Source organism: Bradyrhizobium sp. in8p8 (assembly GCF_000426845.1).
GTDB classification, from domain to species: Bacteria; Pseudomonadota; Alphaproteobacteria; order Rhizobiales; family Xanthobacteraceae; genus Bradyrhizobium; species Bradyrhizobium japonicum_C.
Window position 1 is genome coordinate 1 of sequence record NZ_AUGD01000004.1, and the last position, 24,832, is coordinate 24,832.

Sequence of the window (24,832 nt, forward strand, 5' to 3'; positions counted from 1 at the left end):
GGCCAGATCTCGTCGATCTCGACGTCGATCGCGAGCGCGGTCGAGCAGCAGGGCGCGGCGACGCAGGAGATCGCCCGCAGCGTCCAGACGGTCGCGCAGGGCACCCAGACTGCGGCTACTGACATCGGCGAGGTCAACCGCGGTGCCGCCGAGACCGGATCTGCCTCGGAAGAGGTGCTCAATTCGGCCAAGACCCTGTCGAGCGAGAGCACCCGCCTGCGCGCCGAGCTCGACCGCTTCATGGCGACGATCAGGGCCGCGTAGGGGCGTGCGATAGGCTCACCGCCATCGCACCACCCTCCGCTGTCGTCCCCGGGCAAGCGCGCTCTCCGGCGCGCTTGGATTAGTGGTTCATACCCACAGGATTGGGCTTGGCAGGGATTCGGGCCACCTGCAGAACGTCAGCATCGACAGCGCCGATCCGGGCGCCTGTCTTCCGTGAATGTGTCGTCTTTCTGACGTGAGCCATGCATCGAGCCCTTGCGGCTCCATCGCATCGAGCGGTGTCGACGGGCCTTCCCGCGGGAACCCGGCCACTTCGCAGGCGTTGTCGCAGGTGGCAGGCAGAATGCCGCACTCCCATGATCGGATCGACCCCGTCCACGTCACCTGGGACGGGGCTGCTTCCATTGATCAGACGCAACAACCGATGGAATTGCAGCAAAGTCCAGCGCTGAACTATGCACCCGTAGTCCCGGCGGCGACGGCGGCCGACCGTATCGTGGAGACCAGCATTCCCTCGCGGCTCGATGCGCTGCCGTGGAGCGGTTTCCACACCCGCGTCGTGCTCGCGCTCGGCATTACCTGGATACTCGACGGACTTGAGGTGACATTGGCCGGTGCGCTCTCCGGCGCGCTGAAGCAGAGCAACTCGCTGCATTTCTCCAATCTCGATCTCGGTATCGCGAACTCCGCCTATCTCGCCGGCGCCGTGCTAGGCGCTCTCGGCTTCGGCTGGCTCACCGATCGCATCGGCCGCAAGAAATTGTTCTTCATCACGCTCGCGCTCTACCTGTCGGCGACGGCCGCGACGGCCCTGTCATGGGATGTCGCGAGCTACGCGCTGTTCCGATTCCTCACCGGCGCGGGCATCGGCGGCGAGTATACCGCGATCAACTCGACCATCCAGGAGCTGGTGCCGGCTCGCTATCGCGGCTGGACGGATCTCGTCATCAACGGCAGCTTCTGGATCGGCGCCGCGATGGGCGCGGTCGCCGCCATCGTGCTGCTTGATCCCGCCGTGATCGATCCCGACCTCGGCTGGCGACTCGCCTATCTCATCGGCGCGGCCCTCGGCCTTGTCGTGCTCCTGATGCGAATGTGGATCCCGGAAAGTCCGCGCTGGCTGATGATTCATGGACGACCCGACGAGGCCCATGCCATCGTCGGCGACATCGAGCGTTCGGTGATCGGGCACAATCAGGATACGAGCGGCGGGCGCTTCACCAAGATTCGGCTGAGGATGCGTGACCACACGCCGATTGCAGAGGTTCTCCACACGCTGTTCTCGCTCTATCGTCAGCGTGCGCTGGTTGGCCTCGTGCTGATGAGCGCACAGGCGTTCTTCTACAACGCCATCTTCTTCACCTTCGCGCTGGTGCTGACCGATTTCTACGGCATCCGCTCCGATCACGTAGGCTGGTACCTGCTGCCCTTCGCTGCCGGCAATTTCCTCGGGCCTCTCTTGCTCGGCCGCCTGTTCGATACGCTCGGCCGCCGCACCATGATCATGTTCACCTATGGCGCGTCGGGCCTGTTGCTGGCGCTGTCGGGCTATCTGTTCTCGATTGGTGTGCTGAGCGCGCAGGGACAGACGATTGCCTGGATGGTAATCTTCTTCTTCGCCTCACCCGCCGCGAGTGCGGCCTATCTCACCGTCAGCGAGACCTTCCCCCTCGAGGTGCGTGCGCTGGCGATCGCGGTGTTCTATGCGGTCGGCACCGGCATCGGCGGCGTGATCGGACCGGCACTGTTCGGTGCGCTGATCGACACGGGGTCGCGCAACAGCGTGTTCGCCGGCTATCTGCTGGGGGCGGCCCTGATGATCGTGGCAGCGATCGTGGCGGGGCGCTATGCCGTGGCGGCGGAGCGCAAATCGCTCGAACAGATCGCGCGTCCGCTCGCCTTTATGGAGTAGACTGATGAAATCGGAACTTGCGGACATGGCGATGGACCAGAAGCGCACCATACTGGACGGGGATGCACCGGATGCGGTGCCGGTGCCGCATGCGCTCGTCCCGCATCTCGATGAACTTGCCATTTTGCTCGACATTGACGGCACGCTGCTCGATCTGATGCCGACGCCGCGCGAGGTATGGGTGCCGCCGGGCCTGTCGGAAACGCTGAAGCATCTGACCGAGCGCACCTCCGGCGCGCTGGCGCTGGTCAGCGGTCGCTCCCTCAACGACATCGACCTGATCTTTGCGCCCGACGTGTTCCGCGCCGTGGCCGGTCACGGCGCCGAGATGCGGCTGTCGGCGGACAATGAAGCGGAGGCCGTGCACGCGCCGCCGTTGGACAAGGAGCTGAAGCGGCGGCTCGCGGCGCTTGCCAAGCTCAGTCCGGGCATTCTGCTCGAGGACAAGGGCTATTCGCTGGCGCTGCATTACCGCCTCGCGCCGCATGCGGAAAAGGCGATCTACGAAGCCGTTTCGCTGGTCCGCGCAGAGTTGCCCAATGCGCCGATCGAGGTGCTGCCTGGCAAGTTCGTCTGCGAGATCAAGCATTCCGGTTTCACGAAGGCAACCGGGGTATGCGAGCTGATGAAGCACGAGCCTTTCAAGGGACGTCGCCCGATCTTCATCGGCGATGATGTCACGGACGAGACCGTGTTCGCGATCATGCCCGACATGGATGGGCTCGCGTTCTCGGTCGGTCGCCGCGCCATGGGCGTGAACGGTCACTTCGATGCGCCAGCCGACGTCCGTGCGTTCCTCGCGCGCCTGCTCGATCCAAGGTGAAATGAAGGCTGCGCCACGCCGCAGACACAAAGGTCTTCGAGCACGGCGCCGTCGCGCGGCGCCATGCGTGCTGCGGGAGAGACCCGAAGGGATGCTTTTCCAAGCGAATCGGGTGGGTTCCGCGAGCGAAACCAGTTCCAACGCGCCCGCCTGATTTTGGTTTCAATTGGTTGAAACGATGATCAGGAACCATATTGATGAACGGCAGTTAAACGGGGTGGAATGAACAGGAGGGGACGACCTGTGAACTTAGTTGTCGTTTCAAACCGCGTCGCCCGCGGCAAGCCGAACGAGCCCATGACGGGCGGCCTTGCAGCAGCCTTGCTTCCAGTTGTGGAACATTCGGGTGCGATCTGGGTGGGCTCCTCCGGGCGCGTGCGGGATGGACACCAGAAAGAACCTTTCGCCGAAATCGAGGCGCTCGGGACGGGCGCAATCGCGACGCTGGATTTGCCGGCGGCACATTACGGCGGTTATTACGAAGGCTTCGCCAATTCGGCGCTGTGGCCGGCGCTGCACTCCCGCAGCGATCTGATCCGTGTCTCGCGGGACGATTATGTCAGCTATCGCGAGGTCAACGCCTTCATGGCGAGGGCCTTGATGCGTTTCCGCAAGCCACAGACTGCGTTCTGGGTGCAGGATTACCATTTCCTCGCGCTCGGCGCCGAGCTGCGCGACCTCGGCGTTGATGACCCGATCGGCTTCTTCCTGCATACGCCGTGGCCCGTTACCACCGTGATGCAGGGCGTGCCGAACCATCGCGAGCTGGTCACGGCGATGCTGGCCTACGATCTGCTCGGCTTCCAGACCGAGGAGGATCGCCAGAACTTCCTCGGCTATGTCGGCGGCGAGCTCGGCCTCGCGATCGAGGACGGCGTCGCGATCTCGCAGCAGGGGCGCACCCGCTGCGAAGTGTTTCCGATCGGCATCGATGCGGAGAAGTTTGCGGCCTACGCCGCGAAGTCGGCCTCCCATCCCGACGTATCGCGCCTGCGCCGCAGCCTCAATGGCGAGCGCCTCGCGATCGGCGTCGACCGGCTCGACTATTCAAAGGGCCTCCTCAACCGAATCAGTGCTTTCGACCGGCTCTGGACCGAGCATCCGCAGTTTGCGCGGGGCATCTCGCTGCTCCAGATCGCCAATCCCTCGCGCGGCGGCATCGAGGCCTATGGCAATCTCCAGAACGAGGTCGCCCGCCTCGTCTCGGACGTCAACGGCCGCCATGGCGAGGTCGACTGGACGCCGATCCGCTATCTGAACAAGGGCTTCAGCCAGGCCGTGCTCGCGGGTCTGTACCGCACCGCGCAGATCGGCGTGGTGACGCCCCTGCACGACGGCATGAATCTCGTCGCCAAGGAGTATGTTGCCGCCCAGAACCCGGCCGATCCCGGCGTACTGGTACTGTCGAAGTTCGCGGGCGCGGCCAACGAGCTCGACGCCGCACTGCTGGTCAACCCGCACGACATCGACGGCATGGCCCGCGCGATCGCGGTCGCCGCATCCATGCCGTTGACCGAGCGCAAGATGCGCTGGGACGCGATGATGAAGAAGCTGCGTTGCCACACGATCCAGCAATGGTCCGCCGATTTCGTCGCCAAGCTCGAGAAGTGCCGGACCGAGAAGGCTGCCGTTGCCCCGCTCGCAGCCCAACCGCCGCAGGCGCTGCGTTGGCTGAAGTCGGCAATCTCTGGCGTGCGGTTGATCTGAGATTATTCTCGGGTCTATCGACCCCTCGTGGCCGGGCTCGACCCGGCCATCTGCCACGGGCATGACGACAAACAGCCATAGCGCCCGCCTTCAATAGCAATACGATACGCCATCCAGAATCGCGCATTGCCGCTTGTTCGGCGCATTCGGATTGTCCAGCGGCACCACGCCCTTGCCCTGGCCGACGAACACGCCGGGGCCCACATGCACGGAGCTCTTGTTGCCGATGATCACGCTCTGATGCGGCGTCGAGCTCGAGCGCGTGCCATCCGGCCAGAGGATGGCATCGCCCGAGAGCATCCCGCGCCGGCCGTCGTCACAGCTGACGTCGGCGCCTTGCCGGCTGCAGACCTGTGCGGCGGCGGGTACTGCGAGGACGGAGCCGAGGGTCAAAATCAGGCCCAGGGCGGCCATGGTCTTGCTGACGGGCATGATGTGCTCGGTCGGGTCTGGTGGGCTTCCCGTGAATCGTCGCGCCGAACCCGCCTCAGGTTCAGCCGGCAAGCGGGCCAAGGTGCATGTAGCGCTGGGCATTGTCTTTAAAAAACAACAAGTTGCGGAAAATAACCCGATTTGCCCCGCGATCCCTTGCAAAATCATCGGCGCCCCTTCAAGAGAGGGCGCTCCGGAGAGATGGCCGAGTGGCTTAAGGCGCACGCTTGGAAAGCGTGTGTGCGGGAAACCGTACCGTGGGTTCGAATCCCACTCTCTCCGCCACCACGTTGTTGTTCAGCAGCGGCCCGACGGCGAGCCGCCAGCAGCCGCATCACACACGACCGACCCGGCGAACGAACTCCCAAACCATTTGCTCGTCAATGAGCCGTCACGGTCGGTCCACGGGATCGGTGGGAGCTGCGGCAGGTAGGACGCATACGGCATCACTTTCGCAAGCGTTACTCGGCCGGGAAACCGCGCATGGAAAGCCTTGTTCATGCCGCCGTCGAGTCCGCTGTAGATCGGGGCCGCCGGCACATTGTCTTCGACCAATTGCGCGTATGCGCGTTCGTCGGCGTGCTGCTTTTGCCACGCCGCTCGCGCGATTTCGGGATTGACGACGAAGGGCGGGCATTTTTCGTTTGCGCTGAATGCGAGAGGGTGCCGCGAACTTGGAGGTGGTTGCGCATCGAATACATAACGGCGGTCGCATACATCCACCTTGGGTTCGAGACGCGTCGTCTCGAAATGATCGTTGCCGACCTTGAGCATTTTCCAGAAGGTCAGGTTGGGACTGTTTCGATGCCGCGCCAGATTTGCCGGCGTCAGGCGGAACGGATAGGCCTGGACCTGGAACGACGGGCGGCCGCCGAGGAATGAGTCGCGCGCCAACGAATAGATTTCGCTGATCTGTTCGTCGGTCATGGCATAGCAACCGCTCGACCAGCAGTCGCCGTGGATCATGAGGAAGCTGCCGTTGCGCTTGTGCGCCTTGTCGAATGCGTTGGGGTAGCCCAGGTTGATCGAAAGGTAGAAGTTAGAGTTGGGATTCATCAACTCAGGTGTAATCGTATAGAACCCTTCCGGAGCCTGTCGGTCGCCTTCGTACAGCTTCGGCCCGAGATCTCCCGACCACCGACAGATCGGATAGGTCTTGAGAATCTGGAAGCGGCCGGTCGCGTCCTGTTTCCAGACCTCGAGCTCGGCCTCCTCCTTGAAAATACGTACGACGATAGGTGAATATTTCGGCATCTTCTTCTGCTCAAGCAGCGCGAGCAGCTCAGCGGGTAGTTCTCTCGTTGCCTTGGCCGGCAAGGGCTTGCTGCTTTCGCCGAGACAAATGACAGGCGCCAAGGCAGTGGCAAGAGCCGCCGCCAGCGCAAGGATAGGTCGGACCATGGCGCGGATCACCACTGTGCCTCCAGCCTTTCCGACCGTGCGCCGCTACGTCTCAAACCCAACGAAGACCGTCGCTTCCTCAACGGACTTGCGCTCCGACACCACTGCGTTCGCAGGAAAAGTTTCATCCGGCCAGCCAAGAGCAATGCTTTTCATGATGATCTGATCGTCGGCTATGCCCGCGTGCTCGCGCACCACGGGGGATTGCATGATGCCCTGGCTGTTGATCACGGCGCCGAGCCCGCGAGACCACGCGGCATTGACCAGGGCCGTCGCCACGGCGCCGCAGTCGAAGGGCGTATCGTCGCTACCATCAAGCATGCGGTCATAGGTGATGATCACGCAGACGGGCGCGTCGAACTGGCGAAAGCCGCGCAGCACCCAGTCCTGGCGCTTCTCCATATTGTCGCGCTCGATTCCCATTGCTGAGAATAATTGCTTGGCGACGCCGACCTGCCTGTCGCGGTGCTTGCCCGAAAAAGCCTGGCCCGTGCGGAACTCGCGCGACTGTGGGATGCCTGCCAGCATCCGTTCGGTGTTGCCGGCGCGGATTCGATCCAGCGGTTCGCCAGTAATGACATAGAAATTCCAGGGCTGGGTGTTCATCGATGATGGAGCGCGCATCGCCAAACCAATGATCTCCGCAATCAGCTCCTTGGGGACCGGATCGGACTTGTAGCCGCGGATGCTTCGGCGACCGAGAATGACGTCATCAAACTGCATTTGTGTGGAGTCCCCCCTGACAAGTTCTGAGCGCTTGCGATTTTCGTGGTTTCGGCACCCTCGCGCAAGCGACGACGGGTGTCATTAAGGATCCAGCCACGCAGAACATGGTCGCGTCAATCTCGCGCACGCCGTCATTCTGCGAGTTTCGGTAGAAGCAAATTGGGCCTCTGATTTGCCCAACGTGTCAAATTCCGGTCCACGCTGCCTTTGATCTCACATTCTGGATTGACTGACACTCTCTACTTCATCGCGCCTCACCGTAGGACCTCCACTTCCCATCCCCCGCTCGCTTTAGCGTCGGATCGGTTACCCGCGCTGGCTCCGCGATGAAATCGATGAACGCGCGGGCGCGGGGTGGCAGACCTTCTATCAATGCGCCATGCAGAAACGCACCTGTACAGGGCCGCATCTCCTCCGTAACCTCCGCTGCGCAATTTCAAGGAGATGCTGGCGTGGCGAAGACGGCGACTAAGAAGGCTTCTAAGAAGAAGAGTGCGTCGAAGAAGGCGGCGAAGACCGCGAAGAAGGCGAACTCCGGCCGCAAGAGTGCCGTCGCGAAGCCGGCAAGGAAGTCCGCGCCGCGCAGGTCCGCCGCACCGCGTCTTCCCAAGGGACCGGCCTGGCAATGGTCGGCGGTGGAGACCGCCGCGGCCATCCGCTCCGGCGCCATCTCTGCGGTCGCGACGGTCGAGGCCCATCTCGAACGGATGCGCGCGGTCAATCCGAAGCTGAACGCCGTCGTCGTCGATCTCTCGGAAGAGGCGCTTGCCGCGGCCCATGCGGCCGACAAGCAGCGTGCCAAGGGCGGCGATCTCGGCCTTCTGCACGGCGTGCCGATCACGATCAAGGAAAACGTCGATTTCCAGGGTCGGCCCAACTTCAACGGCGTGCCGGCCAACAAGGGCCTGATCGCCCCCTCCGACGCGCCTGTTGTCCGCAACCTGAAGAAGGCCGGTGCGATCGTCATCGGCCTGACCAACACGCCGGAATTCTCCTTCCGGGGCTTCACCGACAATCCCCTGCACGGGTTGACGCTGAATCCCTGGGATCCGGACATCACCTGCGGCGGCTCCTCGGGCGGAGCGGGCTCGGCGGTCGCCGCCGGCATCGGCACCATCGCCCACGGCAACGACATCGGGGGCTCGCTGCGCTGGCCGGCGCATTGCAACGGCGTCGCCACCATCAAGCCCACGCAGGGCCGCATCCCCGCATTCAACGAGAGCGCAACGGCCGAGCGGCCGATGCTGGCACATCTGATGTCGGCGCAGGGGCCGCTCGCCCGCCACGTCGCCGACGTTCGCCTCGCGCTGGAGGTCATGAGCCAGCGCGATCCGCGCGACCCCTGGTGGGTGCCGGCACCGCTGGTCGGCGAACGGCCGAAAGGACCGATCAAGGTCGCGCTGGCCAAAATCCCCGAGGACATGGACGTTGATCCGTCTGTCTCCGCCGCGCTGCGCCAGGCCGCCGACCATCTCGAGCGGTCTGGCTATCGCGTCAGCGAGGTCGAGGTGCCCGACATCAACGGTGTCTGGCAGACCTGGTGCGACATCATCACCAACGAGACCGTGGTGATGCAGGAAGCCGGCATGCTGAAGGTCACGTCCGAGGATTTTCACAAGGCCTGGGGCGGCATGAAGGCCAAGGCCAATGTGCTCGATCTCAAGGGCTGGATGCAGGCGACCGCCGCGCGCAACGGCCATATCCGCGCCTGGCAGTTGTTCTTCGAGGAGTATCCGGTCGTGCTGGCGCCGACCACGGTGAAGCCGACGCCAGGCCCGCGTGACGACACCATCAGCGCCGAGCGCGTGCGCGAGATCTTCTGGGGCGAGATCCGCTTCATCTCCGCCATCAATGTGCTGGGGCTCCCGGGCGCGGTCGTGCCGGTGGCGCTGCACGACGGCAAGCCGATCGGCGTGCAGCTGATTGCCGGACGCTATCGCGAGGATCTCGCGCTCGATGCCGCGGCCGCGATCGAGAAACGCGCCGGCGTGCTCGCCCGCCAGCTGTGGGAGCAAATGTCGTAGGTGCACCTTCCCTGATGCCGCGTCGATCTGCCTTCTCCAAGCCGGGAGAGGGCAGAGGCACGCAACCGCCGCGGCAGGACGCAGCAATTTGTTAATCCGCATTAACCCGAATGCCGGCCAATTCCCTGGCAAGCATTAGGGTTACTTCCTCGATCTCTAGGCGAATTATTGTCCGCTTTACCACCCGCCTCTAACAGAGGAGCGGCGGACAACGCACATGCCTCATACAGGCTAATAAGTGCGGCCCGCCCCACGCGGAGGTGGCATAATGCGCAACGAGACGATTGCTATTCACGCCGGCTACGAGCCCGAAGCCACCACGCATGCGGTGGCCGTGCCGATCTACCAGACCGCGGCCTATGCCTTCGACAGCGCCGATCACGGCGCCGCCCTGTTCAATCTCGAGACCGAAGGCTTTCGCTACAGCCGTATCGCCAATCCGACCAGCGCGGTGCTGGAGAAGCGCATCGCCCAACTCGAAGGCGGCGTCGGCGCGCTCGCGGTCGCGACCGGTCAGGCGGCGCTGCATTTCGCCTTCGTCAACGTCGCCGATCACGGCGGCAACATCGTTTCAGTGCCGCAGCTCTACGGCACCACGCACACGCTGCTCTCGCACATCCTGCCGCGCCAGGGGATCACCGGCCGCTTCGCCGAGAGCGACAAGCCGGATGCGATGGCGAGGCTGATCGACGAGAACACCCGCGCCGTCTTCGCCGAGACAATCGGCAATCCCGCCGGGAATGTCTGCGACATCGAAGCACTGGCAAAGATCGCGCATGCGCACGGCGTGCCGCTGATCGTCGACAACACTGTCGCAACCCCGATCTTGCTCAAGCCGTTCGACTACGGCGCCGACATCGCCGTGCACTCGCTGACCAAGTTCCTGGGCGGCCACGGCACCACGCTGGGTGGCGCCATCGTCGATTCCGGGAATTTCCCCTGGGCCAAATATGCCGAGCGCTTCCCGGCCTACAACAAGCCGGATGCCTCCTATCACGGCCTCGTCTATGCCGAGCGCTTCGGCCGCACCGCCTATATCGAGCGCGCGCGCAGCGTCTATCAGCGCACCATGGGCTCGGTGCTGTCGCCGTTCAATGCCTTCCTGCTGCTGCAGGGCATCGAGACCGTCGCGTTGCGCATGGAGCGCCACGTCGAGAATGCGCGCAAGGTTGCTGAATTCCTGCGCGGCGATCCTCGTGTCGCCTGGGTCAATTACAGCGGTTTCCCTGACAGTCCTTACTATCCGCTGGTGCAGAAATACCTGAACGGCAACGCCTCCTCCCTGTTCACCTTCGGCATCAAGGGCGGCATGGAAGCCGGCAAGTCCTTCTACGATGCACTGAAGCTGATCACTCGCCTCGTCAATATCGGCGACGCCAAGTCGCTGGCCTGTCATCCGGCTTCGACCACGCACCGGCAAATGTCGGCGGAGCAGCAGCGCGCCGCTGGCGTGCTGCCGGAGACCATCCGTTTGTCGATCGGCATCGAGCATGTCTCGGACATCATCGAGGACATCGACCAGGCGCTGGAAAGGGCCTGCTCGCCGGCCCGTCTCGAGGCCGCGGAGTAGGCGGCGCTGCCCATGACGATCTTGATCGACAAGGATCAAGTCATCGCCGGCCCGGCGCTGGTGCCGGCCGAGCACGATCTCGCGCGCGAGGCCGGCGACGAACTCACCATCGGGCTCGTCAACAACATGCCGGATCCGGCGCTGAAGGCCACCGAGCGCCAGTTCATGAAGCTGCTCCAAGCCGCAGCAGGCCCGCGCCGTATCCGCTTTTACTGCTTCTCGCTTCCCAGCGTACAGCGCTCGCCGGAAGCGAAGTGGCATATCGAGAGCGAGTACTCCGACCTCTCCGATCTCGAGCGCGGCAAATTCGATGGGTTGATCGTGACCGGTGCAGAGCCGATCGCGCCCGAGCTCGATCAGGAGCCTTACTGGCGCGACCTCACGAACCTCATCGACTGGGCGAAGATCAATACGCGATCGACGATCTGGTCGTGCCTTGCCGCCCATGCGGCGGTGCTGCACCTCGATGGCATCGAACGGCGGCGGTTGCCGGCCAAATGTCACGGCGTTTTCGATTGCGACGTCGTAACGGCCGACTCGCTGACACGTGCCGCGCCCGCGCCTTTCAAGGTCTCGCATTCCCGCCTGAACGAGATCGCCGAGAGCGACCTCGAGCAGGCCGGTTATCAAGTGCTGACACGTTCGGCCCAAGCCGGCGTCGACGTCTTCATCCGCCAATATGCCAGCCGCTTCGTATTCTTCCAGGGCCATCCGGAATACGACGCGCTGTCGCTCCAGCGAGAATATCTGCGCGACATCGGCCGCTATCTCGCGCGCGAGCGCGACAACTATCCACGCCTGCCGATGAGCTATTTTGACGCAGCGACGGAAGAGAAGCTGGCTCGCTTCGAGAAGAAGGCGGCACATCAGCGCCATCCGGCGCTCAGCAACGAGCTGCCCAGGCTGAACTTGCGCGCCGATATCGGCGCTGGCAGCGCCGCGGCGGTGCTATTCCGCAACTGGTTGCGCTATCTCGGCGCGGCCGCCGATGCGTCTGCGGCGGTACGCTAGCGTAGGCGTCTTGGTGCCGCGTTAGGATTACCCAAGCGTTAGGCTTGCCGCAACCAGCGCACGAATGTTTCAGTAGCGCCAACAGGGAAATCACGGGAAACGCAGCGTGTGGTCGGCACTCCAGGGACGCGTGAGTAATCGGCTGGCTCGGCATTTCCGAGCCGCGCCGCACCGACTGCCCGCGCATGCGCCTATGGTGAGCTTTACCTTCGACGATGCTCCCGATAGCGCGGCAAGCGAGGGCGCCGAGCTTCTGGAGAAGCATGGCGGCCGCGGGACGTTCTATCTCGCCGGCAGTCTGATCGATCAGCCGTCGGAGCATTGGCACGGCTTGTCGAATGACGCGATCGTGCGGCTCCACCGCGCCGGTCACGAGATTGCCTGCCATACCTACTCGCACCGGAACTCCGCCACTCTCGACGAGGGCGCGATGGCTCGCGAGATCGAACGGAACCGCTCCTATTTCCGCGGCATCGATTCCTCGATCACACTGGAGAACTTCGCCTATCCCTATGGGGTCGCCTCGATCTGGCGCAAGCCGCAACTCACAAAGGCCTTCCGTTCCGCGCGTGGCATTCTTCCCGGCGTCAACAGCGATGTCATCGACCTCCAGTTCCTGCGTGCTTCGCCCTTGATCGATTGCGAGATCGACAAGGCAGGAGTTGATCGCTATTTCGACGAGGCGGTCGCAAGCGGCGGCTGGCTCATCTTCTACGGCCACGACGTCACCGATCGGCCGAGCCCCTATGGCTGCACGCCCGACCTGATGCGGCATGCGCTGGCGGCAGCCGGCAAGCGCAACATGCCGATCGTCACGGTCGCAGAAGCGTTGCGGCGGATCGGAGCCTAGCTTCCCGCCTCTCGCCCCTGGCGCGGCGGGAAGATAGACTTGCCATGCCGCCGCCAGCATGCGACTGGCCTCGTGACGAATCTCACGGCCTTGTTCCCAGCGCGCCCATGTCCGCTCCCTCCACCGCTACCGTCCCTGTACCGGCCAACGGCCGCGACGCGCTGTCGGTGCTGCATTCGGTGTTCGGCCTGCCGGACTTCCGCGGCGCGCAGGGCGAGATCATCCGTCACGTCACCCAGGGCGGCAATTGCCTCGTGTTGATGCCGACCGGCGGCGGCAAGTCGCTGTGCTATCAACTCCCTTCACTGCTGCGCGAAGGCTGCGGCATCGTGGTGTCGCCCTTGATCGCCTTGATGCGCGACCAGGTCGCCGGGCTGATCGATGCCGGCGTCAATGCCGCCGCCCTGAACTCGTCGCTGACGCCGCAGGAGGCGTCCGATATCGAGCGGCGCCTGCTCGCGGGTGATCTCGACCTGCTCTATGTCGCGCCGGAACGGCTGGTCACGCCGCGCTGCCTGTCGCTGCTGGCGCAGGCGAAGGTGGCGCTGTTTGCGATCGACGAGGCGCATTGCGTCTCGCAATGGGGCCATGATTTCCGTCCCGAGTATGTGGGGCTCTCCATCATCGCCGATCGGTTTCCCGACGTGCCGCGCATCGCGCTGACCGCGACCGCCGACGAGCTGACCCGCAAGGAGATCGTCGAACGGCTTCATCTGACCGGCGCGCCGCAATTCGTCTCGAGCTTCGACCGGCCCAACATCCGCTACGAGATCGTGGACAAGCGCAGCCCGGTGTCGCAGCTCAAGGAATTGATCCGCGAGCGCCACGCCGGCGATGCCGGCGTGGTCTATTGTCTGTCACGCAACCGCGTCGAGGAGGTCGCCGCCGCGCTTCAGGAGGCCGGCATTGCGGCGCTGCCCTATCATGCCGGCCTCGACGGCAGCGTGCGATCGCGCAACCAGGACCGCTTCCTCAACGAGGACGGCATCGTCATCGTCGCGACCGTGGCGTTCGGCATGGGCATCGACAAGCCCGACGTGCGCTTCGTTGCCCATCTCGACCTGCCCAAGAGCATCGAGGCCTATTACCAGGAGACGGGGCGAGCGGGCCGCGACGGCAAGCCGTCGACGGCCTGGATGGCCTATGGCCTCTCGGACATCGTGCAGCAGCGCCGCATGATCGACGAGTCCAGCGCCTCCGATGAGTTCAAGCGGGTCTCGATCGGCAAGCTCGATGCGCTGGTCGGCCTTGCCGAGACGCCGCATTGCCGGCGCCGGCGGCTGCTCGCCTATTTCGGCGAGATCGCGATGGGCGAGAGCTGCGGCAATTGCGACAATTGCCTGACGCCGCCCAAGATGCGCGACGGCAAGGTGCTGGCGCAGAAGCTGCTGTCCTGCGCCTATCGCACCGGCCAGCGTTTCGGCGCGATGCATCTGATCGACGTGCTGGTCGGGCGCCTGACCGAGAAGGTCACGCAGTTCGGTCACGACAAGCTGTCGGTGTTCGGCATCGGCCGCGAGCTCAACGAAAAGCAGTGGCGCACGGTGCTGCGGCAGCTCGTGGCGATGGGCCATTTGCAGAGCGACAGCGAAGCGTTCGGAGCGCTGAAACTGACGGAGTCCTCGCGCGGGGTGCTGCGCGGTGAAACGGAGGTGTGGCTGCGCGAGGAAGCGACCGGCACCCGCACCCGTTCGAGCCGCGCTAGATCCCGCCGCGGCGATCTCGCGCCTGCGGCCGGCGCGCCGCAAGGCGATGTCGATCCCGAGCTGCGTGCGCGCCTGCGGTCGTGGCGTTCAGACGTCGCCCGCGAACGCGGCGTGCCGGCCTACGTGGTGCTGCACGATACCACCATCGACGGTATCGTCCGGGCCTGGCCGACGACGCTGGACGAACTCCGCACCGTGCCGGGGATCGGCGACAAGAAGCTCGAGCATTACGGCGACGAGCTGCTGCAGATCATCAGGACGCGGTAAGAGGAAATGACGAAGACAAGAGCGAGAGCCGCCCTTCTGATGCCTCACCCATTCCTGAACGCATAGGCATACCCGTTCAGCGCCGGCGCACCGCCGAGATGGGCGTAGAGGATCTTCGCGCCTTTCTCGAAATGGCCCTTCTTCGCAAGATCGATCAGGCCCTGCATCGACTTGCCCTCGTAGACGGGGTCGGTGATCATGCCTTCGAGACGCGCGGTGAGGCGGATGGCATTCTTGGTCTCCTCCGACGGCACGCCATAGGCGGGATAGGCATAGTCCTCGATCAGCACGACGTCGCCGGCGACGATCTCCTTGCCGAGCTCGACGAGCTGAGCGGTGTTCTGCGCGATCTCGAGCACCTGCGCCTTGGTCTGCGCGGGCGTAAAGGAGGCGTCGATGCCGATCACCTTGCGGGCACGGCCATCCGCCGCAAAACCGACCAGCATGCCGGCATGGGTGGAGCCGGTGACGGTGCAGACGATGATGTAGTCGAACTTGAAGCCCAGCTCGGCTTCCTGCTTGCGCACCTCCTCGGCGAAGCCGACATAGCCGAGGCCGCCAAACTTGTGCACGGAGGCGCCGGCGGGAATCGCATAGGGCTTGCCGCCCGCTGCCTTCACCTCCTCGATCGCCTGCTCCCAGCTCTTTCGGATGCCGATGTCGAAGCCCTCGTCGACCAGGCGCACGTCCGCGCCCATGATGCGCGAGAGCATGATGTTGCCGACGCGGTCATAGACCGCGTCCTCGTGCGGCACCCAGGCCTCCTGCACGAGGCGGCACTTCATGCCGATCTTGGCCGCGACCGCGGCGATCATGCGGGTGTGGTTGGACTGCACGCCGCCGATCGAGACCAGCGTGTCGGCATTCGAGGCGATGGCATCGGGGATGATATATTCAAGCTTGCGGAGCTTGTTGCCGCCATAGGCGAGACCGGAATTGCAGTCCTCGCGCTTGGCGTAGATTTCGACGTTACCGCCGAGATGTTTTGACAGCCGCTCCAGCTTCTCGATCGGCGTCGGGCCGAAGGTCAGCGGATAGCGCGCGAATTTTTCCAGCATCATTGGTCATCCCGATTGGCAAATGGTCTGGGGACGCAGCTAGCATTGGCCGGGGCAAATGTGCTTTCGAATAGTGCGGCAATGCTGCACTATATCTTGCGAGAAGGACGTCATTTGCTAGGATTTCTTCCGCAGAGCTGTCATTGAAAGAAAGCTTCTTCCATGTCGTCCCGGCTCGATCGAATCGATCTCAAGATGTTGAGATTGCTTCAGAATAACGGCCGGCTCAGCAACGCCGAGCTGGCGGAGACGGTCGCAATCAGCCCCGCCACATGCCATCGCCGTACCCAGCGACTGTTCGAGGACGGCTTCATTGCCGCCGTGCGCGCCATGGTCGCGCCGAAGAAGGTGGCGAAAGGCACGCTCGTGATGGTCGGCGTCGTGCTCGACCGCTCGACACCGGAGAGCTTTGCCTCCTTCGAACAGGCCATTACCAAGCTGAGATGCGTGCTCGACTGCCATCTCGTCGCCGGCGATTTCGACTATTTCCTCAAGATCCGCGTCGGCGACATGGAGGATTTCAACCGCATCCACGGCGAGCAGCTCATCGCGCTGCCCGGCGTGCGCCAGACCCGCACCTTCTTCGTTATGAAGGAAGTCGTCGACAACGCGCCGCTGGAGTTTTGAGCGGCTATCCTGCGCTATGCCTAATTGCGCACGGCGTAGAGCGGCGTTCGTAACGTCAGCTGGTAGGACGGCTTCGGCGCCCACGCGATCAGCGCGGTGATACCGAACAGCCGGTTGTCGTTGTCGTCCATGCGATCGAGGTCGAGCCGCAGGATCGGCTGGGTGAAGGACTCCGCGATCGTCCGCCCCGCGAGCTGTGCGCCACCGAAGGACTGCACGCCGAGGCGCCCGGTGAACTTCCAGTTGCTCGGCCATTGGTAGTAGCCGCCGGCATAGAGGATCGTGTTCGTTCCGATGTTGGCGAATGGGCTGGCAATGGCGGTGGTGGTGTATTGCGTGCCGGCCAGCCAGCCCCGCGTCTCGTCCTCGTCGAGCGCGTAGTCGAACTCCAGGATGTTGTTGAACGAATTCGTCATACCCTGTTCGTTCGGGACCGATTGCGTCAGCGTCGACTGCAGCGTGATGGTCGGAATCGTTCCGCCATTCTGCTGGTACAGGTCGGCCTGCACGCCAATGTTCCAGCTCGTGATGTCGAAGGAGGACCAGCCGCGGCCGATATCAATGGTAGAGCCCGACACGCCGCCATACAGCGAGACGCGGTCGCTGACGTCGACGGTCAACGGCAGGTCGATGGCAATCGCTGTCGTGGCCGGCAAGCCGTGCGGCAGCGTTGCGCCGCGACGCACCGCCAGGGCCTGGAGTGCGGCTGATAGCGAGGTGTTTCCGAATCCGAGTCCGAGGGTGACCGACGGGATTTTCGCATAGTTCGTGCGCAGATCGAGGTAGATGTTCGGAATAGCCGGCTTTGCCGTTTCATCGTCGTCGGCCTCGCCGAAAGCGGCGCTCGCCGAGATGGCAAGACAGGCCAGCCCCATCGCAACAGCGCGCAAATCCGGACGATGCGATGGGTTGTGACTTGACACCTGACAATCCGATGCGCGGAACTCTGGTTACCGAGCGGCCCGCTAAATGGAACGCGATCGTTCCTGAGGTCAAGGGCTATCCGCACGATGGACTGCATCGATGCGCGCGGCTACCCTGCCGTGATCGCACCGACTCTCGCCGGCTATAGCTCGGGCCGGACCATGGAGGACGAAGCCATGAACACGTCGCGCCGCATCCTGCTCGCCGGAATGGCGGGGCTCATCGCCGCTCCGACTGCCGTGACGGCCACACCGGCGTCGGCGGCCGATGATGTGACGGTTGCCGAAGAACGCTTTGCGCGCATGATCGCCGCCGCGCATGCGCCCGACATCAATTGCGCGCGGCAGGCGGAGCGTTATGCGGACGCGCATTGGCCTGAATACGTTGTCGCGGCCAGGGCGGTTCTCGATGCACGCGTGTGATTCGCGTGCTCACCTCTTCACAGCCCTCCGCACCTGTTCTCCGATCTGCGACAACACGAGTTGTGCCTGCGGCAGGATCGCGCCCATGGCGTGGAAATTGTGAACCATGCCGTCGTGGCAGACATGCTCGACGGCGACGCCCGCGGCGAGCAGCTTGCGGGCATAGGCGTTGCCTTCGTCGCGCATCGGGTCGTACTCGGCGGTGTGGATGATCGCGGTCGGCAGTCCGGTGAGCCGCGTTGCGCGCAACGGGGAGACGCGCGGATCTGCGGTATCGATGTCGTCAGGCAGATAGTCGGAAAGATCGGCTTCGATCGTGGCGCGATCGATCAGGTGCCCCTCGGCAAAGGCTTCGCGTGAGGGCGAGGTCTCCTCGAAATCCAGCACCGGGCAGATGAGGCATTGCGCGGCGATGGAGAGGCCGGCGGTCTGCGCCGCCTCCTGGCACACGATCGCCGCGAGCGTAGCTCCGGCGGAATCGCCGCCGATCACCAGACGATCCGCGTCGATGCCGAGAGATGCGGCCTCGCGCGCCACCCATTCGGTGGCGGCGATCGCGTCATCGACGGCGGCGGGAAATCTGTGCTCCGGGGCGAGCCGGTACTCGACCGATACGAGGCGGCAACCGGTGGCATGCGCCAGCGCGGCCGCGATACGGTCGTGCGTGGCAATGCTGCCGGCGACGAGCCCGCCGCCATGGAAGAACACGAAGCCCGGCGCGAGCTCCTCGGCGCTTGCCGGCGTGTAGAGGCGATAGGCCAGTTCAGTGGCGTGGCCAGTCAGCGTGCCATCGGAGGTCGCCACATCCGGCGCCTCGGCGCGCGCGAACTGCATCAGCTTTGCCAGCGATTGCCGCCGCGCCTCCACGCTCGGTCTGCTCCGCGCCTGCGGCCCGGCCGCCGCCATCATGGTCAACAAACGCTTTGCGAGTGGATCGAGCGGCATCGATCTCTCCTTTCTCTCACGAGGGAAAAGGGTAACTCACGAAGCCCCCGCAGCAAATCGTTTAGAAATTGGGACAATAGTGCCCGGATGGTTCCAGGGGAGGCCCGGTCATGGCCGAAATCAAGAAACCCATTGAATATTCGCCGAGTTGGACCTTCTTCGAGGGTAAATGGCACGACGGCAATGTGCCGATCATGGGCCCGCGGACGCATGCGGCCTGGCTCGGATCGATCGTGTTCGACGGCGCGCGCGCGTTCGAGGGTGTCGCCCCCGACCTCGACCGCCACATCGCCCGCGCCAACCAGTCTGCGCTCAACTTCGGCCTCAAGCCGGTGGTCGATACCGACACCTGGCTCACGCTCGCGCGCGAGGGCATTGCGCGCTTTGGACCTTATGCCGAGCTCTATATCCGTCCGATGTATTGGGCGCAGAACGGTTCGGGCGGCGGCGTGCTGTTCGACCCCGAAACCACCAATTGGTGCCTGTGCATCTACGAGGCGCCGATGCCAAAACCCGTGGGCAACGCCATCACGCTGTCGCCGTTCCGAAGGCCCACCGCCGAATGCGCGCCGGTCGAGGCAAAGGCGGCTTGCCTCTACCCGAACAATTCGCGTGCGCTAGCGGAAGCTGCTTCCCGCGGCTTCCAGAACGCGTTGATGCTCGACATGCTCGGCAACGTGGCCGAGTTTGGCAATTCCAACGTGTTCATGGCCAAGGACGGCGTGGTGTTTACGCCGGTGCCGAACGGCACCTTCCTCAACGGCATCACGCGCCAGCGCGTCATCAGCCTGCTTCGCGGCGACGGCATCACCGTGGTCGAGAGGACGCTGCGCTATGCCGATTTCCTGGCCGCCGACGAGATCTTCTCCACCGGCAATTTCGCCAAGGTCGCGCCCGTGATCCGCATCGACGAGCGCGAACTGAAGCCGGGGCCGTTCTATGCGAGAGCGCGCAAACTGTATTGGGACTTTGCGCATGCGATGAAGCAGGCGGCTTGACGCGAGCTGTTTCCGCGAACGCCATCATGGCGAGCGCGGCGGTGGCTCACGCGCCGCGTCTCCGAAACCGGCTGAACTGAAACGCCTGCGTGGAATCCCATGGCGTGTGATGCGTCTCGCTTCGCGTCTCGACGAGCTCGAACTCCGGGCCGAGCGCCGCCGCAAGGCTCGCGCTGTCATGCCGCTGCACCGGCAGGCCGCTGCATTTCTCGGGACCATCGGGCGCGAACGTCGCAATGATGACGTTGCCGCCGGGAGCGACCGCCGACCGAAGGCGCTCGACATAGGCGGCCCTGTCGCGCGGGTCGGTCAAGAAATGAAACGCGGCGCGATCGTGCCAGACCTCGTAGGTCTTCGCCGGCTGCCACGTCGTCGCGTCGGCAACGATCCAGTCGACCATCGAGGCTGCTCCGCCGATCCGCTTCTTTGCTGCGTCAAGCGCATTCGCCGAAAGATCCAGCACGCTGACGTCGCGATATCCGTCCTGCAACAGCGCATCGACCAGTCGTGATGCTCCGCCGCCGATATCGATGATGGCTGCGCCATGGTCGGGAGTTGCAGCGCGGATCAGGTCGAGCGAGGTCGCCGGGCTGTTCTGGAACCAACTGACCTCGGCTTCGCCCTTGGTGAGGTAGACGTTCTCCCAATGCGCACTTCGATCGGACATGGCGCATCCTTTCGGCTTGGGGCGGCTGGCTTGAAAGAAGACCTACTCGTCCTTTTTCGACATCCGCTCGAGGCGTTCCTGCATTTCCTTCATCTGCTGGCGCAGATCGTCGATGTTGCTGTCCTTCGGCGCCTCGGCATTCGCGTCGGGCTCCGGGGTAGTGGCCGAACGGGGCGCTGCGAACGGCTTGAACATCGAGAAGGTCTGCTGGAACAGCTCCATGTTGCGGCGGACCTGTTCCTCCAGGGGAGCAAAAGGAGTGCCGGACAGGGTGTTGGCGATCTGCTTGCGGAACTTCTCCTGCTCCTGGGTCAGGGTCGCGATCGACTGCTCCAGATATTTCGGCACCACCATCTGCATGCTGTCGCCGTAGAAGCGGATGAGCTGGCGGAGGAAGGTGGTCGGCAGCAGGTTCTGGCCGGCCTTGTTCTCCTGCTCGAAGATGATCTGGGCAAGCACGGAGCGGGTGATGTCGTCGCCGGTCTTGGCGTCATAGACCAGGAAATCTTCGCCATCCTTGACCATGGCGGCAAGGTCTTCCAGCGTCACGTAGGTGCTCGTCCCGGTGTTATAGAGCCGGCGGTTCGCGTATTTCTTGATGGTGGTGGGTTGGTCTGATTTCGCCATGGGCTCTCACTTGCAAAACGCGGAGAACGGGAACCTGACGGGCAATGCCGCAGGGCGGGAAGAGTACGCAACGCAACAAAATAAGCATTTTCAAAGGGCTCACGCTACCGTTTTGTGCGGCACGGTTAATTGCAGAGCAAAATCCTGCTTGCGAAAGCGCCAAGAACGCTATTTTGAATGCGTTGCGGCATGAATTCGGAGACCGTCCGATTGACATGCCTCAACGACGTTAACAGGATGCCATTCGAGACTGGCGAGCCGTTTTCCCCAGCCCCGTCTGCCCCCATTTCAAACCCAGGAGATGCCCATGTCAGACGATGTCGTCATCGTCAGCGCCGCCCGCACCCCGGTCGGAAGCTTCAACGGAGCGTTCGCGACCCTTCCCGCCCATGACCTCGGCGCAGTCGCCATCAAGGCCGCGCTGGAGCGCGCGGGCATCGAGCCCGGCCGCGTCTCCGAGGTCATCATGGGGCAGATCCTGACCGCCGCCCAGGGCCAGAACCCGGCACGTCAGGCTTCGATCGCCGCCGGCATTCCGGTGGAAAGCCCGGCCTGGGGCGTGAACCAGCTTTGCGGCTCGGGTCTGCGCACCGTCGCACTCGGCTATCAGGCGCTGCTCAACGGCGATTCCGAGATCGTGGTTGCCGGCGGCCAGGAATCGATGAGCATGGCCCCGCACGCCCAGCACCTGCGCGGCGGCGTCAAGATGGGCGGCCTCGAACTGGTCGACACCATGATCAAGGACGGTCTGTGGGATGCCTTCAACGGCTACCATATGGGCAATACCGCCGAGAACGTCGCGCGGCAGTGGCAGATCACCCGCGCCCAGCAGGACGAATTCGCCGTCGCCTCGCAGCAGAAGGCGGAGGCCGCTCAGAAGGCGGGCAGGTTCAACGACGAGATCGTTCCTGTCACCATCAAGACCCGCAAGGGTGACGTCGTCGTCAGCGCGGACGAATATCCGCGTCATGGCGCCACGCTCGATGCCATGGCCAAGCTCAAGCCCGCCTTCGAGAAGGACGGCACGGTCACAGCGGGCTCTGCGTCCGGCATCAATGACGGCGCTGCCGCCGTGGTGCTGATGACTGCCAAGCAGGCGGCCAAGGAAGGCAAGAAGCCGCTCGCGCGCATCGTGTCGTGGGCACAGGCCGGCGTCGATCCGAAGATCATGGGCTCGGGTCCGATCCCGGCTTCGCGCGCCGCGCTGAAGAAGGCCGGCTGGAATGTCGGCGATCTCGATCTCATCGAAGCCAACGAGGCCTTCGCGGCGCAGGCCTGCGCCGTCAACAAGGACCTCGGCTGGGACACCTCCAAGGTCAATGTCAACGGCGGCGCGATCGCGATCGGCCATCCGGTCGGCGCATCCGGCGCACGCGTGCTGGTGACGCTGCTGCACGAGATGCAGAAGCGCGATTCGAAGAAGGGTCTGGCCACGCTCTGCATCGGCGGCGGCATGGGCATCGCCATGTGCCTGGCGCGCGACTGACGGCGAGCTTGCACGCAGCCGACGCGTGCGCCGCACACGTCGGCGCGTGCGTCGCACGCGACTAAAAAGGCAGCGGCTGCAAATCAAATATTCTTCGCAACCACGCAAGCCTCGACTAAAGAAAAACGCCCGGCTCGACGCCGGGCGTTTTGTTCTTGATGTCCGTCAAACCAACCGCATAATCCAACGCTAAAAACGATCGCTCCAGAAACGTCCGAAGAGTCCAAGGGAAGGGAATTTCGACATGGCACGTGTTGCATTGGTCACGGGTGGTACGCGGGGCATCGGTGCTGCGATCAGCAAGGCGCTGAAAGCCGCCGGCTACAAGGTCGCGGCGAGCTATGCCGGCAACGATGCGGCGGCCGAGAAGTTCAAGGCCGAGACCGGCATCGCGGTCTACAAATGGGACGTCAGCAGCTTCGATGCCTGCGCCGAGGGCGTGAAGAAGGTCGAGGCCGATCTCGGGCCGATCGAGGTGCTGGTCAACAATGCCGGCATCACCCGTGACACCGCCTTCCACAAGATGACGCTCGAGCAGTGGAACGCCGTCATCAACACCAATCTCGGCTCGCTGTTCAACATGACGCGCCAGGTCATCGAGGGCATGCGCGCGCGCAAGTTCGGCCGCATCATCTCCATCTCTTCGATCAACGGCCAGAAGGGGCAGTTCGGGCAGGTCAACTATTCCGCGGCGAAGGCCGGCGACATCGGTTTCACCAAGGCGCTCGCGCTCGAGAACGCCAAGGGCGGCATCACAGTGAACGCGATCTGCCCCGGCTACATCAACACCGAAATGGTGCAGGCGGTCCCCAAGGACGTTCTGGAGAAGAACGTGATTCCGCAGATACCGGCCAGCCGTCTCGGCGAGCCCGAAGAGATTGCGCGCGCGGTCGTGTTCCTCGCGGCCGACGATGCCGGATTCATCACCGGCTCGACCCTGACGGTCAACGGCGGCCAGTACATGGTGTGATGCGATCGCATCACGCGGGCTGATATTTTCCGCCTCGTCATGCCCGGGCTTGTCCCGGGCATCCACGGCCTTACAACAGCCGTCGCCACGGAAGAGCGTGGATGGCCGGGACAAGCCCGGCATGACGGAAACATTGGGCCGATGACTCCCCGCACCGCCACACTGATCGGCTTGACCGCGATCCTCATGTGGTCGCTGCTGTCGGTAATGACGGTGGCGACCGGGAAGATCCCGGCATTTCAACTCGCCGCGATGACGTTTGCGATCGGCGGCCTCGTCGGCCTGCTCACCTGGATCGGGCGGAATGGGGCGACGAAAAGCCTGCGCCAGCCGCTCGTCGTCTGGGTCGTCGGCGTCGGCGGCCTGTTCGGCTATCACGCGCTGTATTTTCTCGCGCTGCGCTTCGCGCCACCGGCCGAAGCCGGCCTTCTGAACTACCTGTGGCCGCTCTTGATCGTGCTGTTCTCGTCATTCCTGCCCGGCGAGCGTCTGGCTGCGCATCACATCATCGGCGCCGTGCTCGGCCTCGTCGGCACCGTGCTGCTGTTCGCCGGCAACACCTCCGGCTTCGCGCCGGGCGCGGTGCCGGGATTGATCGCGGCCTTCATCGCAGCTTTCGTCTGGGCGACCTATTCGGTGCTGTCGCGCCGGTTGAAGGCGGTGCCGACCGACGCCGTCGCGGGCTTCTGCCTTGCCACGGCCGCGCTGGCCGCGCTGATGCATGGCCTGCTCGAGACCACGGTGTGGCCGGAGACCAGGGTGCAATGGCTTTCGGTCATCGCACTCGGGATCGGCCCCGTCGGCGCCGCCTTCTACGCCTGGGACATCGGCATGAAGCGCGGCGACATCCGCGTGCTCGGCGCCGCCTCCTACGCGACGCCGCTGCTTTCGACCGGATTCCTCATTGCAGCCGGTTTTGCCAAGGCCAGCGCCAGCATCGCGCTTGCCGCAATCCTGATCGCGGGCGGTGGCTTGATCGCGGCGAAGGACATGGTGTTGCGGAAGAGGTGAGGGGAGCTACGGCTCCCAGCCGTTCGGTGCGAGCTCGAATCCTGCGAACTCGAATGCGGGCGCCACCGTGCAGCCGACCAGCGTCCACTCGCCCGTGGTTTCGGCCATCTGCCAGGCATTCGCAGGCACGATACCCTGCGGCCGCTCGCCGCCGACGAGGTCGGAGCCCAGCCGCACCTCGTGTTGCGAGCAACCCTCATGGGCGATGCGCAGGATCAAAGAATTGCCGGCGTAATAATGCCAGGTCTCGACCGCATCGACGCGGTGCCAGTGCGAGCGTTCGCCGCGCGCGAGCAGGAAATAGATCAGGGTCGAGCGCGACCGCCCGTTGGCGTCGGTGGCCTGGTCGCGAAACGTCTCCCGGTAATGCCCGCCTTCCGGATGCGGCCGGAGTTCGAGGCGCGCGATGATCTCGGCTGCGGTCGGCATCGATCCCCGCCAGG

23 protein-coding genes, 1 tRNA gene and 1 pseudogene are annotated in these 24,832 nt (G+C 64.1%); 16 read left to right on the forward strand and 9 right to left on the reverse strand.

Going from position 1 to position 24,832, the window contains the following annotated elements:
* The 4 genes and pseudogenes from K408_RS37995 to K408_RS0112585 form a co-directional block, all read left to right on the forward strand.
* Positions 1-264, forward strand: a pseudogene (locus K408_RS37995) (methyl-accepting chemotaxis protein); the annotation flags it as partial.
* A 385-nt stretch (positions 265-649) separates the two neighbouring features.
* The gene (locus tag K408_RS0112575; protein ID WP_024339312.1) at positions 650-2,137 is read left to right on the forward strand and encodes an MFS transporter; all 1,488 of its coding nucleotides are present in this window, start codon (positions 650-652) and stop codon (positions 2,135-2,137) included.
* A gap of 4 nt (positions 2,138-2,141) precedes the next feature.
* On the forward strand, positions 2,142-2,960 hold the full coding sequence (gene otsB, locus K408_RS0112580; RefSeq protein ID WP_024339311.1) for a trehalose-phosphatase: 819 nt from the start codon (positions 2,142-2,144) through the stop codon (positions 2,958-2,960).
* 243 nt (positions 2,961-3,203) lie between these two features.
* Positions 3,204-4,667 (forward strand): trehalose-6-phosphate synthase, encoded by a 1,464-nt coding sequence (locus tag K408_RS0112585; protein ID WP_024339310.1) that lies wholly within the window; start codon positions 3,204-3,206, stop codon positions 4,665-4,667.
* Positions 4,668-4,757: 90 nt separating this feature from the next.
* On the opposite strand, the gene K408_RS0112590 is transcribed toward K408_RS0112585, so the two are convergent.
* The gene (locus tag K408_RS0112590; protein ID WP_024339309.1) at positions 4,758-5,099 is read right to left on the reverse strand and encodes a hypothetical protein; all 342 of its coding nucleotides are present in this window, start codon (positions 5,097-5,099) and stop codon (positions 4,758-4,760) included.
* Positions 5,100-5,294: 195 nt separating this feature from the next.
* Between K408_RS0112590 and K408_RS0112595 the strand changes: the two genes are divergently transcribed.
* Positions 5,295-5,384 (forward strand) — tRNA-Ser (locus tag K408_RS0112595).
* Between the two features lie 12 nt (positions 5,385-5,396).
* Here the strand turns inward: K408_RS0112595 and K408_RS0112600 are convergent.
* Both K408_RS0112600 and K408_RS0112605 read right to left on the reverse strand, forming a co-directional pair.
* Positions 5,397-6,515, reverse strand: a complete 1,119-nt coding sequence (locus tag K408_RS0112600; RefSeq protein ID WP_024339308.1) for a L,D-transpeptidase family protein — start codon at positions 6,513-6,515, stop codon at positions 5,397-5,399.
* Between the two features lie 30 nt (positions 6,516-6,545).
* Positions 6,546-7,223, reverse strand: coding sequence for a nitroreductase (locus K408_RS0112605; protein ID WP_024339307.1), 678 nt, complete (start codon positions 7,221-7,223; stop codon positions 6,546-6,548).
* Between the two features lie 455 nt (positions 7,224-7,678).
* Here K408_RS0112605 and K408_RS0112610 point away from each other — a divergent pair, with 455 nt between their 5' ends.
* From K408_RS0112610 to recQ, 5 genes are all read left to right on the forward strand, one after another.
* Positions 7,679-9,250: an amidase family protein gene (locus tag K408_RS0112610; RefSeq protein WP_024339306.1), complete on the forward strand. Its 1,572-nt coding sequence runs from the start codon at positions 7,679-7,681 to the stop codon at positions 9,248-9,250.
* Positions 9,251-9,518: 268 nt separating this feature from the next.
* On the forward strand, positions 9,519-10,820 hold the full coding sequence (locus K408_RS0112615) for an O-acetylhomoserine aminocarboxypropyltransferase/cysteine synthase family protein (protein ID WP_024339305.1): 1,302 nt from the start codon (positions 9,519-9,521) through the stop codon (positions 10,818-10,820).
* Positions 10,821-10,832: 12 nt separating this feature from the next.
* Entirely contained in the window at positions 10,833-11,831 is a 999-nt protein-coding gene (gene metA, locus K408_RS0112620; protein ID WP_024339304.1) for a homoserine O-succinyltransferase MetA, read from the forward strand.
* Positions 11,832-11,937: 106 nt separating this feature from the next.
* Complete coding sequence (locus tag K408_RS0112625; RefSeq protein ID WP_024339303.1) at positions 11,938-12,681, forward strand: polysaccharide deacetylase family protein; 744 nt, start codon at positions 11,938-11,940, stop codon at positions 12,679-12,681.
* A gap of 107 nt (positions 12,682-12,788) precedes the next feature.
* Positions 12,789-14,654, forward strand: a complete 1,866-nt coding sequence (gene recQ / locus K408_RS0112630; protein WP_024339302.1) for a DNA helicase RecQ — start codon at positions 12,789-12,791, stop codon at positions 14,652-14,654.
* A 44-nt stretch (positions 14,655-14,698) separates the two neighbouring features.
* On the opposite strand, the gene K408_RS0112635 is transcribed toward recQ, so the two are convergent.
* Positions 14,699-15,712, reverse strand: coding sequence for a 1-aminocyclopropane-1-carboxylate deaminase (locus K408_RS0112635; protein ID WP_024339301.1), 1,014 nt, complete (start codon positions 15,710-15,712; stop codon positions 14,699-14,701).
* A 162-nt stretch (positions 15,713-15,874) separates the two neighbouring features.
* On the opposite strand from K408_RS0112635, the gene K408_RS0112640 reads away from it, so the two are divergent.
* The gene (locus tag K408_RS0112640) at positions 15,875-16,339 is read left to right on the forward strand and encodes an Lrp/AsnC family transcriptional regulator (RefSeq protein ID WP_024339300.1); all 465 of its coding nucleotides are present in this window, start codon (positions 15,875-15,877) and stop codon (positions 16,337-16,339) included.
* Positions 16,340-16,359: 20 nt separating this feature from the next.
* Here K408_RS0112640 and K408_RS0112645 read toward each other — a convergent pair whose 3' ends face one another.
* Positions 16,360-17,229: a hypothetical protein gene (locus tag K408_RS0112645; protein WP_024339299.1), complete on the reverse strand. Its 870-nt coding sequence runs from the start codon at positions 17,227-17,229 to the stop codon at positions 16,360-16,362.
* Positions 17,230-17,439: 210 nt separating this feature from the next.
* Here K408_RS0112645 and K408_RS0112650 point away from each other — a divergent pair, with 210 nt between their 5' ends.
* Positions 17,440-17,685, forward strand: a complete 246-nt coding sequence (locus K408_RS0112650) for a hypothetical protein (protein ID WP_024339298.1) — start codon at positions 17,440-17,442, stop codon at positions 17,683-17,685.
* A gap of 9 nt (positions 17,686-17,694) precedes the next feature.
* On the opposite strand, the gene K408_RS0112655 is transcribed toward K408_RS0112650, so the two are convergent.
* The gene (locus K408_RS0112655; RefSeq protein WP_024339297.1) at positions 17,695-18,630 is read right to left on the reverse strand and encodes an alpha/beta hydrolase; all 936 of its coding nucleotides are present in this window, start codon (positions 18,628-18,630) and stop codon (positions 17,695-17,697) included.
* A gap of 110 nt (positions 18,631-18,740) precedes the next feature.
* Between K408_RS0112655 and K408_RS0112660 the strand changes: the two genes are divergently transcribed.
* Positions 18,741-19,628, forward strand: coding sequence for a branched-chain amino acid aminotransferase (locus K408_RS0112660; protein WP_024339296.1), 888 nt, complete (start codon positions 18,741-18,743; stop codon positions 19,626-19,628).
* Positions 19,629-19,674: 46 nt separating this feature from the next.
* Here K408_RS0112660 and K408_RS0112665 read toward each other — a convergent pair whose 3' ends face one another.
* Together K408_RS0112665 and phaR are read right to left on the reverse strand one after the other, a co-directional pair.
* On the reverse strand, positions 19,675-20,295 hold the full coding sequence (locus tag K408_RS0112665) for a class I SAM-dependent methyltransferase (RefSeq protein WP_024339295.1): 621 nt from the start codon (positions 20,293-20,295) through the stop codon (positions 19,675-19,677).
* Positions 20,296-20,337: 42 nt separating this feature from the next.
* The gene (phaR, locus tag K408_RS0112670; protein ID WP_024339294.1) at positions 20,338-20,922 is read right to left on the reverse strand and encodes a polyhydroxyalkanoate synthesis repressor PhaR; all 585 of its coding nucleotides are present in this window, start codon (positions 20,920-20,922) and stop codon (positions 20,338-20,340) included.
* Positions 20,923-21,229: 307 nt separating this feature from the next.
* Between phaR and K408_RS0112675 the strand changes: the two genes are divergently transcribed.
* The 3 genes from K408_RS0112675 to yddG all read left to right on the forward strand — a co-directional run bounded on the left by K408_RS0112675 (position 21,230) and on the right by yddG (position 24,389).
* Positions 21,230-22,408, forward strand: a complete 1,179-nt coding sequence (locus K408_RS0112675) for an acetyl-CoA C-acetyltransferase (RefSeq protein ID WP_024339293.1) — start codon at positions 21,230-21,232, stop codon at positions 22,406-22,408.
* A 244-nt stretch (positions 22,409-22,652) separates the two neighbouring features.
* Positions 22,653-23,378 carry an acetoacetyl-CoA reductase gene (gene phbB, locus K408_RS0112680; RefSeq protein ID WP_024339292.1) on the forward strand — a complete coding sequence of 242 codons (726 nt, stop codon included), beginning with the start codon at positions 22,653-22,655 and terminating at the stop codon, positions 23,376-23,378.
* 141 nt (positions 23,379-23,519) lie between these two features.
* The gene (yddG, locus tag K408_RS0112685; protein WP_024339291.1) at positions 23,520-24,389 is read left to right on the forward strand and encodes an aromatic amino acid exporter YddG; all 870 of its coding nucleotides are present in this window, start codon (positions 23,520-23,522) and stop codon (positions 24,387-24,389) included.
* A gap of 6 nt (positions 24,390-24,395) precedes the next feature.
* On the opposite strand, the gene K408_RS0112690 is transcribed toward yddG, so the two are convergent.
* Positions 24,396-24,818: a cupin domain-containing protein gene (locus K408_RS0112690; RefSeq protein WP_024339290.1), complete on the reverse strand. Its 423-nt coding sequence runs from the start codon at positions 24,816-24,818 to the stop codon at positions 24,396-24,398.
* Positions 24,819-24,832: the final 14 nt, after the last annotated feature.

What these genes read in the sequence shown, in the direction of transcription:
- K408_RS0112650 (WP_024339298.1), top strand. Translation starts at nt 17,440, where the DNA reads ATGAACACGTCGCGCCGCATCCTGCTCGCCGGAATGGCGGGGCTCATC.
- K408_RS0112635 (WP_024339301.1), bottom strand. Translation starts at nt 15,712, where the DNA reads ATGCTGGAAAAATTCGCGCGCTATCCGCTGACCTTCGGCCCGACGCCG.
- K408_RS0112665 (WP_024339295.1), bottom strand. Translation starts at nt 20,295, where the DNA reads ATGTCCGATCGAAGTGCGCATTGGGAGAACGTCTACCTCACCAAGGGC.
- recQ (WP_024339302.1), top strand. Translation starts at nt 12,789, where the DNA reads ATGTCCGCTCCCTCCACCGCTACCGTCCCTGTACCGGCCAACGGCCGC.
- K408_RS0112660 (WP_024339296.1), top strand. Translation starts at nt 18,741, where the DNA reads ATGGCCGAAATCAAGAAACCCATTGAATATTCGCCGAGTTGGACCTTC.
- K408_RS0112605 (WP_024339307.1), bottom strand. Translation starts at nt 7,223, where the DNA reads ATGCAGTTTGATGACGTCATTCTCGGTCGCCGAAGCATCCGCGGCTAC.
- K408_RS0112655 (WP_024339297.1), bottom strand. Translation starts at nt 18,630, where the DNA reads ATGCCGCTCGATCCACTCGCAAAGCGTTTGTTGACCATGATGGCGGCG.
- yddG (WP_024339291.1), top strand. Translation starts at nt 23,520, where the DNA reads ATGACTCCCCGCACCGCCACACTGATCGGCTTGACCGCGATCCTCATG.
- K408_RS0112640 (WP_024339300.1), top strand. Translation starts at nt 15,875, where the DNA reads ATGTCGTCCCGGCTCGATCGAATCGATCTCAAGATGTTGAGATTGCTT.
- metA (WP_024339304.1), top strand. Translation starts at nt 10,833, where the DNA reads ATGACGATCTTGATCGACAAGGATCAAGTCATCGCCGGCCCGGCGCTG.
- K408_RS0112690 (WP_024339290.1), bottom strand. Translation starts at nt 24,818, where the DNA reads ATGCCGACCGCAGCCGAGATCATCGCGCGCCTCGAACTCCGGCCGCAT.
- otsB (WP_024339311.1), top strand. Translation starts at nt 2,142, where the DNA reads ATGAAATCGGAACTTGCGGACATGGCGATGGACCAGAAGCGCACCATA.
- K408_RS0112615 (WP_024339305.1), top strand. Translation starts at nt 9,519, where the DNA reads ATGCGCAACGAGACGATTGCTATTCACGCCGGCTACGAGCCCGAAGCC.
- phbB (WP_024339292.1), top strand. Translation starts at nt 22,653, where the DNA reads ATGGCACGTGTTGCATTGGTCACGGGTGGTACGCGGGGCATCGGTGCT.
- phaR (WP_024339294.1), bottom strand. Translation starts at nt 20,922, where the DNA reads ATGGCGAAATCAGACCAACCCACCACCATCAAGAAATACGCGAACCGC.
- K408_RS0112590 (WP_024339309.1), bottom strand. Translation starts at nt 5,099, where the DNA reads ATGCCCGTCAGCAAGACCATGGCCGCCCTGGGCCTGATTTTGACCCTC.
- K408_RS0112575 (WP_024339312.1), top strand. Translation starts at nt 650, where the DNA reads ATGGAATTGCAGCAAAGTCCAGCGCTGAACTATGCACCCGTAGTCCCG.
- K408_RS0112675 (WP_024339293.1), top strand. Translation starts at nt 21,230, where the DNA reads ATGTCAGACGATGTCGTCATCGTCAGCGCCGCCCGCACCCCGGTCGGA.